The sequence below is a fragment of the Xylophilus sp. GOD-11R genome (assembly GCF_033546935.1).
Taxonomy (GTDB): domain Bacteria; phylum Pseudomonadota; class Gammaproteobacteria; order Burkholderiales; family Burkholderiaceae_C; genus Xylophilus.
Genome location: NZ_CP137854.1, coordinates 1,015,564 through 1,031,257 on the forward strand (window position 1 = coordinate 1,015,564; position 15,694 = coordinate 1,031,257).

Annotated in this window: 14 protein-coding genes; 4 read left to right on the forward strand and 10 right to left on the reverse strand. The window is 69.1% G+C overall.

Going from position 1 to position 15,694, the window contains the following annotated elements; all coding sequences use genetic code 11:
• Positions 1-3: 3 nt before the first annotated feature.
• From gmhB to glyQ, 3 genes are read right to left on the reverse strand one after another with little or no spacing between them, the layout of a single operon-like run.
• On the reverse strand, positions 4-591 hold the full coding sequence (gene gmhB / locus R9X41_RS04740) for a D-glycero-beta-D-manno-heptose 1,7-bisphosphate 7-phosphatase (RefSeq protein ID WP_318633738.1): 588 nt from the start codon (positions 589-591) through the stop codon (positions 4-6).
• A gap of 16 nt (positions 592-607) precedes the next feature.
• Positions 608-2,731 carry a glycine--tRNA ligase subunit beta gene (glyS, locus tag R9X41_RS04745; RefSeq protein WP_318635151.1) on the reverse strand — a complete coding sequence of 708 codons (2,124 nt, stop codon included), beginning with the start codon at positions 2,729-2,731 and terminating at the stop codon, positions 608-610.
• A 10-nt stretch (positions 2,732-2,741) separates the two neighbouring features.
• A complete protein-coding gene (gene glyQ, locus R9X41_RS04750) occupies positions 2,742-3,647 on the reverse strand; it encodes a glycine--tRNA ligase subunit alpha (RefSeq protein ID WP_318633739.1) in 906 nt (301 codons plus the stop codon).
• Positions 3,648-3,901: 254 nt separating this feature from the next.
• Here glyQ and R9X41_RS04755 point away from each other — a divergent pair, with 254 nt between their 5' ends.
• The 3 genes from R9X41_RS04755 to R9X41_RS04765 are packed head-to-tail and all read left to right on the forward strand — an operon-like array spanning position 3,902 to position 6,470.
• A complete protein-coding gene (locus R9X41_RS04755; RefSeq protein ID WP_318633740.1) occupies positions 3,902-4,849 on the forward strand; it encodes a diacylglycerol/lipid kinase family protein in 948 nt (315 codons plus the stop codon).
• Positions 4,846-5,676, forward strand: coding sequence for a metallophosphoesterase family protein (locus tag R9X41_RS04760; protein WP_318633741.1), 831 nt, complete (start codon positions 4,846-4,848; stop codon positions 5,674-5,676). The genes R9X41_RS04755 and R9X41_RS04760 overlap by 4 nt, the downstream gene beginning before the upstream one ends.
• Positions 5,673-6,470: a phosphatase PAP2 family protein gene (locus R9X41_RS04765; protein ID WP_318633742.1), complete on the forward strand. Its 798-nt coding sequence runs from the start codon at positions 5,673-5,675 to the stop codon at positions 6,468-6,470. Before R9X41_RS04760 ends, R9X41_RS04765 begins: the two co-directional genes overlap by 4 nt.
• 216 nt (positions 6,471-6,686) lie before the next feature.
• Here the strand turns inward: R9X41_RS04765 and R9X41_RS04770 are convergent, their stop codons facing one another.
• The 7 genes from R9X41_RS04770 to R9X41_RS04800 all read right to left on the reverse strand — a co-directional run bounded on the left by R9X41_RS04770 (position 6,687) and on the right by R9X41_RS04800 (position 13,463).
• Positions 6,687-7,769 carry an asparaginase gene (locus tag R9X41_RS04770; protein ID WP_318633743.1) on the reverse strand — a complete coding sequence of 361 codons (1,083 nt, stop codon included), beginning with the start codon at positions 7,767-7,769 and terminating at the stop codon, positions 6,687-6,689.
• A 165-nt stretch (positions 7,770-7,934) separates the two neighbouring features.
• Positions 7,935-9,014, reverse strand: coding sequence for a serine hydrolase (locus R9X41_RS04775; RefSeq protein ID WP_318633744.1), 1,080 nt, complete (start codon positions 9,012-9,014; stop codon positions 7,935-7,937).
• Complete coding sequence (locus tag R9X41_RS04780; RefSeq protein ID WP_318633745.1) at positions 8,944-10,080, reverse strand: serine hydrolase; 1,137 nt, start codon at positions 10,078-10,080, stop codon at positions 8,944-8,946. Before R9X41_RS04780 ends, R9X41_RS04775 begins: the two co-directional genes overlap by 71 nt.
• Before the next feature lie 146 nt (positions 10,081-10,226).
• On the reverse strand, positions 10,227-11,930 hold the full coding sequence (locus tag R9X41_RS04785) for an MFS transporter (RefSeq protein ID WP_318633746.1): 1,704 nt from the start codon (positions 11,928-11,930) through the stop codon (positions 10,227-10,229).
• A 146-nt stretch (positions 11,931-12,076) separates the two neighbouring features.
• The gene (locus tag R9X41_RS04790) at positions 12,077-12,682 is read right to left on the reverse strand and encodes a DsbA family protein (protein WP_318633747.1); all 606 of its coding nucleotides are present in this window, start codon (positions 12,680-12,682) and stop codon (positions 12,077-12,079) included.
• An 8-nt stretch (positions 12,683-12,690) separates the two neighbouring features.
• Positions 12,691-12,963, reverse strand: a complete 273-nt coding sequence (locus tag R9X41_RS04795; RefSeq protein ID WP_318633748.1) for a DUF1289 domain-containing protein — start codon at positions 12,961-12,963, stop codon at positions 12,691-12,693.
• Positions 12,960-13,463, reverse strand: coding sequence for a YbaK/EbsC family protein (locus tag R9X41_RS04800; protein WP_318633749.1), 504 nt, complete (start codon positions 13,461-13,463; stop codon positions 12,960-12,962). The genes R9X41_RS04795 and R9X41_RS04800 overlap by 4 nt, the downstream gene beginning before the upstream one ends.
• A gap of 265 nt (positions 13,464-13,728) precedes the next feature.
• Here R9X41_RS04800 and R9X41_RS04805 point away from each other — a divergent pair, with 265 nt between their 5' ends.
• Positions 13,729-15,633 carry a hypothetical protein gene (locus R9X41_RS04805; protein WP_318633750.1) on the forward strand — a complete coding sequence of 635 codons (1,905 nt, stop codon included), beginning with the start codon at positions 13,729-13,731 and terminating at the stop codon, positions 15,631-15,633.
• The last annotated feature ends 61 nt before the right edge of the window (positions 15,634-15,694 follow it).

The window sequence follows — 15,694 nt, forward strand, 5'->3', positions numbered from 1 at the left end:
CGTTCAGCTCCCTGCCCGAGGTGCCGCCAGCGGCTTGGCGATCGCGTCGCGCTCCACCAGAAAACTGGCGCAGGCGGCGAGGTCGGCGTGCACCCGCGTGCCGGCGGGAAAGTCCGGCGGCAGCGGATCGGACACGCCCGAGGCGTAGGCACCGGTCAGCACCAGGTGCGGCTCGCAGCCGACCGAAAAGCCAGCCTGCAGGTCGCGCAGCCGGTCGCCCACAACCGGCACTCCGGCCAGCGACATGCCATAGCGGTCGGCGATCTGCTCGAAGAGCCCCGGCGCCGGCATGCGGCAGTTGCACTGCTCCTCAGGGCCGTGCGGGCAATAGAAGACGACATCGACCCGCCCGCCGACGGCGGCCAGCGCCTTGTGCATCTTGGCGTGCATCGCGTTGAGCGTGGACACGTCGAACAGCCCGCGGCCGAGTCCCGGCTGGTTGGACACCACCACCACGTGGAAGCCGGCGTGGTTGAGGCGCGCGATGGCTTCCAGCGCGCCGGGCAGGGGCAGCCATTCTTCCGGGCTGGAGACGAAATCGGTGCGCCCCTCGTTGATGGTGCCGTCGCGGTCGAGGATGACGAGTTTCATGCGGAGGATCCGTCGGTCAGGCCAGCCGCGACAGGTCGGCCACGCGGTTCATCGCGCGGTGCAGTTCGGCCAGCAGGCCCTGGCGGTTCAGGCGCAGGTCGTCGTCCTCGGCGTTGACCATGACACCGTCGAAGAAGGCGTCGACCGGTGCGCGCAGCACGGCGAGGGTCTGCAGCGAGCCGGTGTAGTCGCCGGCGTCGAACTGCGCCTCGGCTTGCGGCAGGGTGGTGCGCATGGCGGCGTGCAGGGCTTTTTCGGCCGGCTCGTGCAGCAGCAGTTCGCTCACGTGCGCATCGACGCCGGTGGCGGCGGCCTTCTTCAGGATGTTGCCGATGCGCTTGTTGGCAGCTGCCAGCGCGGCGGCTTCGGGCAACACTGCGAAGGCGCGCACGGCCTCCAGCCGGCGGGTGAGTTCGCCCAGGCGTTGCGGGCGCTGCGACACCACGGCGTCGACTTCCTGGGGGCTGAAGCCCTGTTCGCGCAGGCTGCCGGCGAGGCGGTCGTAGATGAAATCGGCCAGCGGCTGGCGCGGGTCGGTGATGAGCGCGCCGAAGGCCGGCAGCGCGGCTGCGATGACCGCGTCGAGGTCCAGCGGCAACTGCTTTTCGGCCAGCATGCGGATCACGCCGAGCGCGTGGCGGCGCAGCGCGAAGGGGTCGCGGTCGCCGGTCGGCAGATTGCCGATGCCGAACATGCCGACCAGGGTTTCGAGCTTGTCGGCCAGGGCGACGATCACGCCGGCCGGGTTGCGCGGCAGGGTGTCGCCGGCGAAGCGGGGCTTGTAGTGGTCTTCCACCGCGTCGGCCACCGCCGGGTCCTCGCCGTCGTGCAGCGCGTAGTAGCGGCCCATGGTGCCCTGCAGCTCGGGGAACTCGCCGACCATGTCGGTCACCAGGTCGGCCTTGGCCAGCAGCGCGGCGCGGTCGGCCTGGGCGGCGAGCGCCGGGTCACCGAGCTGCGCGGCCAGCGCGCGGGCGATGGCCCGTACCCGCTCCACCCGCTCGCCCTGGGTGCCGAGCTTGTTGTGATAGACCACCTTGGCCAGCGAGTCTACGCGCGAGGCCAGCGTCTTCTTGCGGTCCTGGTCGAAGAAGAACTTCGCGTCGGCCAAGCGCGGGCGTACCACGCGCTCGTTGCCGCCGGTGACCGCGCTGGCGTCGGCCGGCGCGATGTTGCTCACCACCAGGAAACGGCTGGTCAGTGCACCGGCCGCGTCGAGCAGCGGAAAGTACTTCTGGTTGGCTTTCATCGTCAGGATGAGGCATTCCTGCGGCACCGCCAGGAACTCGTCCTCGAAACGGCAGACCAACACGTTGGGCCGCTCGACCAGGGCGGTGACTTCGTCGAGCAGCGCGTCGTCGTCGATGGCGCGGGCACCGCCGCCGACCTGCGCGGCCGCGGCCTGCAGCTGGCGCTGGATGTCGGCACGGCGTTCGGCGAAGGAGGCGATGACCGCACCCTCGTCGCGCAGCTGCGCGGCGTAGCTGTCGGCATCGCGCAGTACGACCGGATCGACCCGGGCTTCGAAGCGGTGGCCGTGGGTGTCGCGGCCGGAATGCAGACCAAGCGCCTCGACGGCCACGACATCGGCGCCATGCAGCGCGACCAGGCCGTGCGCCGGACGCACGAAGCTCACGCTGGTCCAGCCGGGCAGCTCGCAGCCGGATTCCAGCTGGTAGCTCATCACCTTGGGAATCGGCAGCTTGGCGATGGCCTCGGCGATCGCCTTCTGGAGGCCGGCGGCGAGCGTGGCGCCGGCTGCGGTGCTGTCGAGAAACAGCGCTTCGGCCTTGCCGTCCATCACGCGCTTCAAGCCGGGTACGGCCGAGGCGTCGGCGCCCAGCGCGGCGAGCTTCTTGAGCAGCGCCGGCGTGGCGTTGCCGGCGGCGTCCAGCCCCACGGCCACGGGCATCAGCTTCTGCGACTGCGCACGGTCGGCGGCCTGCGCGGCCACGCCGGTGACGTGCGCGGCCAGGCGGCGCGGCGAGGCGAAGGCCGTGACGACGGCGTCGGCCGTGGCCAGGCCCTGGGCGCGGAGCTGGTCGGCCAGCACGGAGGCGAAGGCGTCGCCGAGCTTGCGCAGCGCCTTGGGTGGCAGTTCCTCGACGAAGAGTTCGACAAGCAGGTTCTGGGTGTTCATCGTCATGGCGTCAGGCGGCCTTCTTCGGGATCTGCGCGACCCACTCGCGCGGTGCCATCGGGAAGCCGAGGCGTTCGCGGCTTTCGTAGTAGCTCTGGGCGACCGAGCGCGCCAGGTTGCGGATGCGGCCGATGTAGGCGGCGCGTTCGGTCACGCTGATGGCGCCGCGAGCGTCGAGCAGATTGAAACTGTGCGCAGCCTTGAGCACCTGCTCGTAAGCGGGCAGCGCGAGCTGGGATTCCATCAGGTGCCTGGCCTGTTTCTCGTGCGCGGCGAAGGCGGTGAACAGGAAGTCGGCGTCGCTGTGCTCGAAGTTGTAGGTGGACTGCTCCACCTCGTTCTGCTTGTAGACATCGCCATAGCTGAGGCCGTCGGTCCAGATGAGGTCGTAGACGTTGTCCACGCCTTGCAGGTACATCGCCAGGCGTTCCAGGCCGTAGGTGATCTCGCCGGTAGCGGGCTTGCAGTCGATGCCGCCGACCTGCTGGAAGTAGGTGAACTGGGTCACTTCCATGCCGTTCAACCAGACCTCCCAGCCCAGGCCCCAGGCGCCGAGCGTGGGGTTTTCCCAATCGTCCTCGACGAAGCGGATGTCGTTCTTCTTCAGGTCGAAACCCAGCGCTTCGAGCGAGCCGAGGTAGAGCTCCAGGATGTTGGCCGGCGCCGGCTTGAGCACCACCTGGAACTGGTAGTAGTGCTGCAGGCGGTTGGGGTTCTCGCCGTAGCGGCCGTCCTTGGGGCGGCGGCTGGGCTGCACGTAGGCGGCCTTCCAGGGCTCGGGCCCGATGGCGCGCAGGAAGGTGGCGGTGTGCGAGGTGCCGGCACCGACTTCCATGTCGTAGGGCTGCAGCAAGGCGCAGCCGTGTTCGGCCCAGTACGACTGGAGTTTCAGGATGATCTGCTGGAAGGTGAGCATGCGAGTTCTGCTGCGGCGCGGCGCCGCAACGAAATGGGTTGCGCTCGGGCGGGCACGGGCCCGCGCGGCGGAACCGGTGATTTTAGGCGGTCGCCCGATGGCGCGGCGCGGCGCCGATCCGCGGTGATTCCAACGGGGTTTCCGGCGGTGTTTCGTACGGAGTTCTCCCACAGCCGAAAGCGCCCTGGCGCGGCGTGCACACCCGCCGCGCCGGGCGACACTCACGGCTTCTCCCCCGACTTCCCCGACACGCCGTGCCGACACCACCGTCCCCCGCCGCCGACGCGCCGATCTGCCTTGTCTACAACGCCCGATCCGGCAAGGGCCAGGCCGGCGATGCCCTCACCGCCGTACAGCTGGGCTGCCAAGCCGGTGGTCGCGCGCTGCACGCCTTTCCGATCAGCCGCGACAAGCCGCCGCGTGAACAGGCACGTGCGGCCGTGGCCATGGCACAGCGCGTCGGCGGCATCGCGGTCGTGGCCGGCGGCGACGGCACCATCAACGCGGTGGCCCAGGCGGTGCTGGGCAGCGGTTGCGCCTTCGGCGTGCTGCCGCAGGGCACCTTCAACTATTTCGGCCGCAATCACGGCATTCCCACCGAGACCCAGCCGGCGGTCGACCTGCTGTTGAGCCAGCCGCCACGGCCGGTGCAGGTCGGGCTGGTGAACGATCGGGTGTTCCTGGTCAACGCCAGCATGGGGCTCTACGCAACCCTGCTGGAAGAGCGCGAGCACTACAAATCGCGCTACGGCCGCAGCCGCTGGATGGCGCTGTTCGCCGCGCTCGCCACCCTGACGCGCCGGCACCGGCCATGGAACCTGCGGCTGTCGTGGCAAGGCGTGCAGACCGAGGTGCAGACCTCGTCGCTCTTCGTCGGCAACAACGCCCTGCAGTTTCAGCATATCGGCGTGGAAGACGGTCGGGCGGTCGAGCAGGGCGAGCTGGCGGCGGTGCTGATCCGGCCGCGCGGCGTGCTGTCGCAGCTCGGCCTGGTGCTCAACGGATTTCTGCGCCAGCTGGGGCGCGACGACGACGTGCAGACGCTGTCCTTCCGCTCGCTCGAGGTGCAGCCGGCGCGGGGCGCGCGCCGCCGCAGCGTGAAGGTCGCGGCCGACGGCGAGATCGAACGCATGACCCTGCCGCTGCGCTTCGCGGTGTCCGACGAGCCGCTGTGGCTCATCAAGCCGGCAGAAGCATCGTGAGAGCGCCGCTGCTGCTGCATCTCTCCGATACCCACTTCGGCACCGAACAGGCGCCGGTGGTGGCTGCGCTGGAACGGCTGGTGCGCGAGCATTCGCCGCGCATCGCGGTGCTCTCGGGCGACATCACCCAGCGGGCCACGCGGCCGCAGTTCGACGCGGCCCGGGCCTTCGTCGACCGGCTCGGTATCGCGCACTGGGTGATCATTCCGGGCAACCACGACATTCCGTTGTTCCAGCTCGTTCTGCGGGCGGTCGACCCCTACCGCCGTTACCGCGCCGCCTTCGGCCCCGAGCTCGCGCCCGAGCTCGACACCGACGACTGGCTGGTGATCGGCCACAAGACCACGCGCCGCTGGCGCCATGAAAACGGCGAACTCGATGCCGGCCAGATTGCCCGCACCGCCGTCCGCCTGCGCGCCGCCGCCCGGGCGCGCCCCGACCAGCTGCGCGTGGTGGTGGTGCACCAGCCGATGTCGGTGCCCGACGCCACCGATGCCAAGAACCTGATCCACGGCGCCCGGGCGGCCGCCGCCGCGTGGTCCGAGGCCGGCGCCGACCTGGTGCTCGGCGGCCACATCCATCTGCCCTGCGTGCTGCCCCTGCAGGCACGCGGCAACAAGGGCGGTCGCCTGTGGGTAGTGCAGGCCGGCACGGCGGTCTCCTCCCGCATCCGCGGCGGCATCGCCAACTCGGTCAACCTGCTGCGCCCCGATACCCAAGGCGATGGCCAGCGCGCCTGCCGTGTCGAACGCTGGGACTACGACGCCGCATCGGCGCAATTTACCCTGGCGCACGAAGAGCGGCTGCTGCTGGCCGAGGCGCCATGAACGAAGCCATCGCGCTGTCGTGGGCCGCTCGCATCGGCGAGTACGCCTGGCCCGGCTTCATGCTCGTGCTACTCGTCGCCGTATCGACGGCCGGTGTCGTCGGATGGCGAGCGTCTCGCGCCGCACCCGACACCGAACCCGATGCAGACCAGGCTCCGCAAGTCGGCCGCCGCCTGATCGCCGGCTTCCTGCTGATCGTATTGCTGGCCACAGGCTTCGCCACCATCGCCAGCCAGCTCGGCGACGGCCGGCAACTGCAGCGTTGCGACGAATTCCTGAGCCATGCCATCGGCCAATACACCCCCTCCGGCGTGAAGGCCGTGTTCGGCCATCTCACCCATCTCGGCGACCCGTTGCTGCTGTGGGGAGGCGGCATCGTCATCGCCGTGATCTTGTCGATCAAGCGACACCGCGGCCTGGCCGCCGTCTGGGCCGTGGCCTTGCTGGGCAACGCCATCCTCAACCGCGTCCTGAAGGAAATCTTCGCCCGAACCCGCCCCTTGATAGACGGTATGCCCGGCCCGGTGGACGGCTTCAGTTTCCCCAGCGGCCACGCCTCGGCCTCGATGGTGGCCTACGCCATGCTCGTCTGGCTGGCCTGGCACCTGCAGCGCACCCGCTGGCGCCCCCCCATTGCCATGGCCGCCACCGCCATCGTGTTGACCACGGCCAGCAGCCGCGTCTTCCTGCAGGTCCACTACGCCAGCGACGTCCTCGCCGGCCTGTGCTCCGGCGCCGCCTGGACCACGGTCTGCATCCTCAGCGCCGCCCATTTGCGAAGAAGGCGCGCGTAAACCTGAAATAGCGCCAGGCGTCCCCGCAGCAAGCCCAAGGCGCCACCCCTCGATAGCGCAAGGCCAATCCCATCGCCCAAAAAAAAGCGCCACCCGCAGGTAGCGCTCATATCCCGGTAGAGCCAGGCCAGGGTCTCCCTGGACTAGGCGAAGCCTTCCCCTTGGGGGATGGCGTTTACACGCAGCGAAGCGAAGTGAAAAAGCCGAGGGGCTTAATCAGTAATTCCAGAAGATGCGCTGCAACTCCTTTGGGTCGCGCGTCTTGGTCATCGCCACCATCGCCAGAATGCGCGCCTTCTGCGGATTCAGGTCATGCGCCACCACCCAGTCGTACTTGTCGTCCGGCTGCTCGGCATTGCGCAGCACGAAGCCGGCCGGCACGCGGCTGGAACGGATCACGTTGATGCCCTTGGCACGCAGGTCCTGCAGGGCAGGAACGACGCGGTCGGCGACCGAGCCGTTGCCGGTGCCGGCATGGATGATGGCCTGCAGGCCCGGCGTGGCGCCGATCGCATCGACCGCCGAACGCGGCACGTTGCCGTAACCGTAGACGATCTCCACCACCGGCAGCGACTGGATGTTGTCGATGTCGAACTCGCTGGCCATGGTGTGCGTCTTCACCGGCGCACGGAACCAGTAGTTCTTGCCCTCGACGATCATGCCCAGCGGACCCCACTGGCTCTTGAAGGCTTCGGTCTTGATGTTGATCAGCTTGGCCACGTCGCGGCCGCTGTTGATCTCGTCGTTCATGGTGACCAGCACGCCCTTGCCGCCGGCGTCCTTGGAGGCCGCGACGGCGACCGCGTCGTACAGGTTCAGTGCGCCGTCGGCCGACAGCGCGGTACCCGGGCGCATCGAGCCGACCACCACGATCGGCTTGTCGGTGTGCACGACCAGGTTCAGGAAGTAGGCGGTTTCTTCCAGCGTGTCGGTGCCGTGGGTCACCACGATGCCGTTGACCGAAGGATCCTTGGCCAGGGCCGACACGCGTCGGGCCAGCACCAGCAGGTTGTCGTTGGTGAACGACTCCGAGGCGATCTGGAAGGTCTGCTCGCCTCGCACGTTGGCCACGTTCTGCAGCTCGGGCAGGCCGATGATGAGTTTCTCGACCGCGACCTTGGCAGCCGAATAGCTGGCGCTGTTGACGGTGGAAGCGCCGGCGCCGGCGATGGTGCCGCCGGTGGCCAAAATCACCACGTTGGGCTTGGCTGTCTGGGCCGAGGCCAGGCCGGAGACGGCCGACAGCGCGACCACGGCGGTGCTGGCGACCCAGCGGCGGAAACGGGGGGAAAGGTACATGCGCAACGCTCCTCGATCAGTCGGTAGGTTTGCTCCGGCCGGGGCTGGCCGTGAGGCCTTGTCATGCTAGCCGCGCAGCCGGCTGTTTCGCTCACGCGGCGCTTGCAAATTTTTTGATATTGCATCGACCGGTTACAGCTAGACGACGCTTATCGGAGGCCTCGCTCACTTCCGGGTATCGGCCAAAGCGGTCGCGCTGACGGCCTTGCCGACCTGCTGAAAGACCCCGCCAGCCTCGGTGCGGTCGTCGAGATCGGCCGCGCAGGCAGCGATCACGACGGCATGGGCGCCGCCGTCCTGCGGGTCGACCACCGCCATGTGGCAGGCGCGCCGGTACTGCGTGCCGGTCTTGTGGATGCGCTTGACCGACCTCGGCAGGCCCGCTTCGAGCCGGTAGTCGCCCGGCTTGCCGAACTTCATGCCGGCGAACAGCCGCTGCGTGCTCTGCGGCGACAGCAGCTTTCCGCGCACCAGCTTCTCCAGCATGGCGCCGTAGGCTTCCATGGTGGCGCTGTTGGCGCCGTTGGCGTAGTAGCGGTCGTAGGCCTCGTCGATGGTGTCGGCCTCCAGGTCGGCGCGCTCCAGCGACATCGCGCGTCGCGCGGCCTCGACCCTCGGTGGTCCCATGGTGGCGCCGGCGATCTCCACCAGCTGCCGGTTGCTCAGTTTTTTGGCGCCTTCCTCGTCGAGTTCGGCATACACCTGCCGGCGAATCGCGGTGAAGTTGGTGATGCGGCCCACGTTGCCCTTGCCCATGGCCTCGACGGCGATGTCGTTGAGCTTGTCCTCGCCCACCGCGCGGATCAGCATGTTGGCGGCCGTGTTGTCGCTCACGCCGAGCATGCGGTCGAGCAGCGAATCGAGGGTGAAGCGGGTGCCGGTAGCGGTCCATACGACCTGGCCGGAGCCGTCGACCTTGTCGCTCTCCTCCAGTGTCAACTGCTGCTGTAGCCGCAGCTTGCCGTCGTCCACCTGGCGCAGCAGCGCGATGGCGACGGCGACCTTGACGGTGGAGGCGAGGTACCAGCGCTGGTCGGCGCCATAGCCGAAGCTCTCGCCGCTGTCGAGCCGCTTCACGTACACGCCGAGCGATCCGGGCGATGCCTTGTCGATCGCCTCGATGCGGGTCTTCAGGGCCTGCGGCCACTCGTCGGCCCGGGCGGGCAGGGTGGCGCTAGCGACCAGAGCGCTGAGAAGCAGCAGAACGGCGGCTCGGGCCCGCGGTGGCGTCGCAGGTCGGTGCATCGGGGACTCCCTTGGTGATCAGACCGGATCGGCACAGCGCCGTGCCTACCTGCTGCAGCGCACGCTCGGCGCGCGGCAGCGATGGTTCCTGGCGGGCGCAGGCCACCAGCACCAGTCGCTGGGGCGGCGCGCCGTCACGCTCGACGGTGACGATTCCGGAGTCGCAGATTCGCCGTCGCTGGGTGCCGGTCTTGTGCGCGAAGACCACCGAAGGCGGCAGTCCGGCGCCGACACGGTGGCGGCCGGTGGCCAGCTTCTGCATCAGTCCCAACAGGTACCGCGTCTGCGCCGGCCCGAGCGCGCGACCCTCGGCCAGGGCGGCCAGCAGATCGCCGTAGGCCGGCAGCTGGCCGGCGTTCAGGCCGCTGGCGTAGTAACGGTCGAAAGCCGCGTCCAGGCTGGGTTGGCGGAAAGCGGCGGCAGGCACGTCCACCAGCTGCGAGAACAGCGTGAGCCGCGCCGCATCGGTGGGCTGCGCATGCAGTGCCAGCAGGTCGCGGCCGGCCAGGCGCTCGGCGGCCGGATCGAGCCCGCCGTAGATGGCGCGCCGCACGTCGGCCAGCCGCGTGATGCGCCCGAAACCGCGCGGCACCAGCGAGCGCACCACGGCGTTCACCTCGTCGATGCCGACCAGGCCGATCAGCAGGTCGCTGGCGGTGTTGTCGCTGTAGATGATCATCTGCTCGAGCAGCTTGCGCACCGCGATATGCGCGCCGGGCGGCCGGCGGTTGGTGCTGCCGGCGCCGTCGACGTAGTCGGTGGCGCGCAGCAGCACGGGCGTGTCGAGCGTGAGACGGCCGCGCTCCACCGCCCGCAACACGGCGATGGCGATCGGCACCTTCACGGTCGAGGCGAAGTACCAGTTCTCGTCGGTGCGAAAACCCGCGGATTCGCCGGTGCCGAGGTCGCGCACGTAGACGCCGATCTCCGGGCCTTCGCGGCCGTCGATCTCGGCCAGGCCGGCGGTGAAACGATCGGCCCAGGCGGGCTGCTGCGCGCGCGCGGTGCCGGCCAGCGCACAGGCCAGCAGCAGGAACGAAAGCAGTCGCGGAATGAGACGGGACATGGCGGCTCGGCGGTCAGGTCGAGGAGGCTTTCATCATGCGGGCGTCGCGGTGAGCGCCTGTCACAAGATGCCGCCCAAAAAAAAAGGCTTGCGCATCGCTGCGCAAGCCCGATTCCCGAGGAGGGAAATCTGTATTGCCGGTCGGATCAGTCGTTCGCGTAGATGTCGACGTCCTTGGTTTCACGGATGAACAGCGTGCCGATCACCAGCGTCACGCAGGCAATGATGATCGGATACCAGAGGCCGTTGTACATATTGCCGCTGCTCGCCACGATGGCGAATGAGGTGGTCGGCAGCAGGCCGCCGAACCAGCCGTTGCCGATGTGATAGGGCAGGCTCATCGAGGTGTAGCGGATGCGGGTCGGGAACATTTCGACCAGCATCGCGGCGATGGGGCCGTAGACCATGGTGACCAGAATCACCAGCCAGGCCAGCAGGGCGATCATCACCGGCTTGTTCATCTTCTCCGGATCGGCCTTGGCCGGGTAGCCGGCGGCCTTGAAGTCGTCTCCCACTTCCTTCTTGAAGGCCGCGATGGCGGCGACCGATGCGGCGTCGAACTTCAGGTCCACCACGTTGCCGGTGGGCGCGGTGACGACCTTCTCGCCGATCTTCACCACAGCGGCCGAGCCCGCCGGGCCGGTGACGTTCTCGTAGGACACCGAGTTCTGCACCAGGTAGCGTTTGGCGATGTCGCAGGAGCTGCGGAAGTCGATCTCGCGGGCCACCGGATTGCCCTGGAAGGAGCAGGTGGCCGGGTCGGCGGAAACGGTGACCTGGGCGCTGGCCTGGGCGGCGGCGAGGTCCGGGTTGGCCGCGACGGTCAGGCCCTTGAAGACTGGGAAGTAGGTGATCGCGGCCAGCAGGCAGCCGGCCATGATGATCGGCTTGCGGCCGATGCGGTCGGACAGGCTGCCGAAGATGACGAAGAAGGGCGTGCCGATGAGCAACGCCACCGCGATCATCAGGTTGGCGGTGATCGCGTCCACCTTGAGCTGCTGCGTCAGGAAGAACAGCGAATAGAACTGCCCGGTGTACCAGACCACGGCCTGGCCGGCGGTCAGGCCCACCAGCGCCAGGATCACGATCTTCAGGTTCTTCCATTCACCGAACGATTCCTTCAGCGGCGCCTTGGAAGTCTTGCCTTCGGCCTTCATGCGCTGGAACGCCGGCGATTCCGACAGCGTCATGCGGATCCACACCGACACGGCCAGCAGCAGGATGGACACCATGAACGGAATGCGCCAGCCCCAGTCGGCGAAGGCGGTTTCGCCGGTGGCGGTGCGCACACCAAGGATCACCACCAGCGACAGGAACAGGCCCAGCGTGGCGGTGGTCTGGATCCACGAGGTATAGGCGCCGCGCTTGCCGTGCGGTGCGTGCTCGGCCACGTAGGTGGCGGCACCGCCGTACTCGCCGCCGAGGGCCAGACCCTGCAGCATGCGCAGGGCGATCAGGATGATCGGCGCGGCCACGCCGATCGCGGCGTAGTTGGGCAGGATGCCGACGATGAAGGTCGACAGGCCCATGATCAGGATGGTCACCAGGAAGGTGTACTTGCGCCCGATCATGTCGCCGAGCCGGCCGAACACGATGGCGCCGAAGGGCCTCACCAGGAAGCCGGCCGCGAACGCCAGCAGCGCGAAGATGAAGGCGGCGCCCGCGTCGAGTCCGCTGAAGAACTGCTTGGCGATGATCGCCGCCAGCGAACCGTAGAGATAGAAGTCGTACCACTCGAACACCGTGCCCAGGGACGAGGCGAAGATGACCTTCTTCTCCTCACCGGTCATGGGCCGCGGCGCGGGCGTGGGCGTCGGTTGCGGACGCCCGGGGGCGTAGATGCTGGACATGTGCTCGTCTCCTGTAGGTATGGTGGCGCGACGCCGGCGTGTCGCCGATTCGTCGCTGCCGCCATTCTTGGGAATCGCACTGACCGGTCTCTGACGCGAAACTGACCCTTCACTGACAACTCGCGGGGAAACCCGCAAGCCGCGTTTCAGGATTCGGAAAACGGGCCGAACCAGGGGTCGCGCAGCAACCGGGCGCGCAGCATGGGCAGGGCGTCGAAGCCCCACAACACGTCGCGGCCGACGGTGAAGCCGGGTACACCGAACACGCCCGCCTCCAGCGCAGCCTGGGTGTTGGCGCGCAGCATGGTCTTGACTTCGGGCGACGCGGGATCGTGCTGCGGCGACAGTGCGTCGGCCAGTGCCGCCAGCCGCGCCGGGTCGTTGGCATCGGCGCCGTTGCCTTGCCAAACATGGCGGAACACGGCGGCGGCCACCCGGCGCGAGATGCTGCCGTCGTCCGAGCAGGCCAGCGCCAGGCGCAGCAGCGGCAGCGGATCGAAGGGATGCGCCGCCGGCATCTGCATCGCGATGCCATGGGCGTGCGCCAGCCAGCGTGTCTGGCGCAGCACCCAGTCGTACTTGGGCGCAATGCCGTGCGGCCCCTGGTGACCGTGCTGCTTGAAGATCGCGCCCAGCAGCACCGGGCGGTAGTCGGTCGCGTAGCTGCAGCCTTCGAGCGCCTTCGGCAATTGCTCGAAGGCCAGGAAGGCGTAGGGCGAGACGAAGTCGAGGTGGAAGCCGAAGGTTTGCATGGCGTGGCTCAGGTGGAGGCGATGCCGGCGCGTGCGAGCAGCAGGCGCCAGATGGCGCGGCGCGCGGCGGCGTCGGCGGTGGACCAGGCGCGGATCTCGTCGAGCGAGCGCATGCAGCCCTGGCACAGGCTGCGGTCGTCGTTCATGCGGCAGATGGAGATGCAGGGCGAAGGCACCGGCGTCACGCTCTCGTCGAAGGCCGATCGCGAGCGCCCGGCCAGCAGCGCCAATGCCTCGGGCGACCACGCGACCGGGCGGGCCGGAAGCTCCGTGGCGGTCATTCGGAGGGCTCCAGCGCCACATCTTCGACCGGCGCGCCGGCCAGCGCGGCGATGGCCTGCGGCGTGGCCCGGAACACCGCATGCGGATGCCCGGCGGCGGCCCAAACCTCGTGGAAGCGCTCCAGGCTGCGGTCGCACAGCACCACCGGCGGCTGCAGGTGCGCCACCGGCGACACGCCGCCGATGGCGAAGCCGGTCGTCGCCTTGACGAAGGCCGCGTCGGCCCGGCCGATGGGGCCGACCAGCGCGGCCACGCGGGCCTCGTCGACACGACGGTCGCCGGCGGCGATGACCAGCACCGCGCGGTCGTCGGCGCGCCGTCGGAACACGATGCTCTTGGCGATCTGGCCGAGCTGCACGCCCAGCGCGTCGGCCGCCTGCTGCGCGGTGCGCGCGGCGCCGTCGAGCATGCGGGGCAGCTCGGCATGGCCGGCGTCCTGCAGGAAGGCCGCAACGCGGCGCACGCCGTCGGGCAAGGGGGTGAGCTCACTGCCGCACATGGGCTCAGGCCTCCGGCCGGAAGGTCGTGGTGCGGGCGGGGAGGGTGGGGAGGGATGGGAGGGCGCGGGTCGAGACACGCTCGGTGTGGGGCATGGGGCGGGCTCCGGCAGGTGGGCAAACGGGTGAGATCCGACATTCTTGCAGGAGGCCCGGCAGCAACGGTGCAATTTTCGCAGGCGTGGTTGCCGGTTCGTCCGGCGACCCGCGCCTGGCCGGCCACAGGCCAAGCTGCCGGGCTTTTGCGCTCGCATGCCACCCGCCGCCATGCTCCATTTTCTGCAGACACGCTTGTCCGCCGCGCTCACTACGCGAAACACCCGACCGCCAACGTCCACCAATACGCCGGGCCGGCCGCTCCCCGGCGCGACACTGCTGGAGCATTTCCCCTTCGAGTTCCTGAGCGACCTCGCCGATACCTTCAATGAAGAAAACACCCTGACGCCAGCGGCGAACCCCGTCGGCGTCGTCGGCTTGCAGAACAGCCGATTCAGGGCGGCGTTCCGGGAACCGATGGCGGCCGCAGACCTCACCTTGGCTCTCTGGACGGCCGAGCCCGGGCGCGAATTCACCGTCGCCCTGCGCAGCCTGGCCGGTGCGCCGCCGCGCCAACGTGGCTGGTGCTGGGACTCCGTCATGCCGGCCATCACCGCTGCCGGAACCCGCAATGCGCACCACGTCGAAACGATGGTGACCGCCCTCGTGAAGAATCTCCCAGCCGACCCGGCCATCCGCCTGCGCCTGTTGCGGCAGGCCGTCGATGGCCTGCTGCGACATCCGCGCGGTTGGGGCGGCGCGTTGGCGCCGCTGCTCGCCACTTGCGCGGCAGAGCCGCATCTGCCCGATGTCGTGTGGCAGCAGCTGATGCGCATGGTCGCCAAGGAGCCGCGGCACCTGCTTCAAACCCCCGCGATGCACACCGCTTTCAGCGCCATTTCCTCACCTGCCCGCCGCGCCGAATTCGGGCTGGCCGCGGACATCGCGCAGATGGCCTGCTTCGGCGGCACCGTTGCACAACTCGAAGGCCTGTTGCAGCGCATCGGCGCCTTCCCGCCCGGACCGCTCGCCTCTGTCTTCTACGATGAATTGTTTCGCCATTGGCGGGCCTCTGGCTCGCGCGACTCCCGACGCGGCCTGGAGGCCATCCGCCACGCGATGCTGGCAGCCGCCGACCAGCCCGGATACCGCGAGGACGCACTGGCTCGGCTGCCAGCCTTCGTCGATGCTCCGCCAGAGGTCCGCGCCGTGCTGGCAGCGCACGCCGAGAAAATGCGGCCCGCGGCGGCTATGCAGCTGGTCACGCGCCAGATGAAATCCTTTTCCACCGACGACCCCTGCCGCCTGCCTCGCCAGTGCGCCGAGATCCTGCAGCGCGCACGTGCCGCGCCGAGCGAACACCTGGCAAGCACCCTGACCCTGGCCCGGGTACACGGCATGTCCTCCGTGGACCCTTCCCTGGCTCGCTTGCACGGGATAGCCACGCCGGACCCGATCGGGGCAGACGGGGAAATCAACCCCTTGCAGACGCCCGAACAGCGCGCCGATCTGGCGCGCCTGGTCCTGGCCGAGGTGCCCAGGCTGCCGCTGGCCCATCGATTGCAGGTGATGGCTGCCATCGAGCCTCGCGATTACGGCAGTGACAACTGGCAGGAGGGCTGGAACCGCGTCTGGCAGGAGTCGCTCCACGCCATCTGCCAGGGCGTGCTGCGCGGCGGTCTGGATATCACCCGGCGCGATGCCATTCGTGCCCTGGCGGCGGCCCTGCCGCACGAGCAACGACGAGGCCGCATACCGCAGCCGCGCGAGGGCAAGGCAGCGTTGCCCGAATCCGAATCCGGCCCGCTCTTGCAGGCGCTGTCAGTGCTGCTGCGCGATCTGCCGCAGCATGAACTGGCCGCCGCGTTGCTGGAGATCCAGCCGATGCTGCCGAGCCACCACGCAAGCGCCGGTCCTTCGCCGGCGGTCGTGCAGCTGCTCCTGCGCTGCTGCGAAAGCCTGCCGTTCGAACTGCGCGCCGCACCGCTGGACGCGCTCGAGATCGCCACCCGCCGCCAACGGGGCGGCGCCAAGGAGGCGATCGGGAAACTGATCTCCCATACCCGGGCCGAGGCCGCGGCCTGGACGACTCGCTCGCGTGCGCTCGTGCAGGCCCGGACGACCGCCCGGCATTGATTTCGTGGAGCGGGTCGGTGCTTCGTCCGGCGCCACCGCGCCCGCTGAAAACGCGCCCACA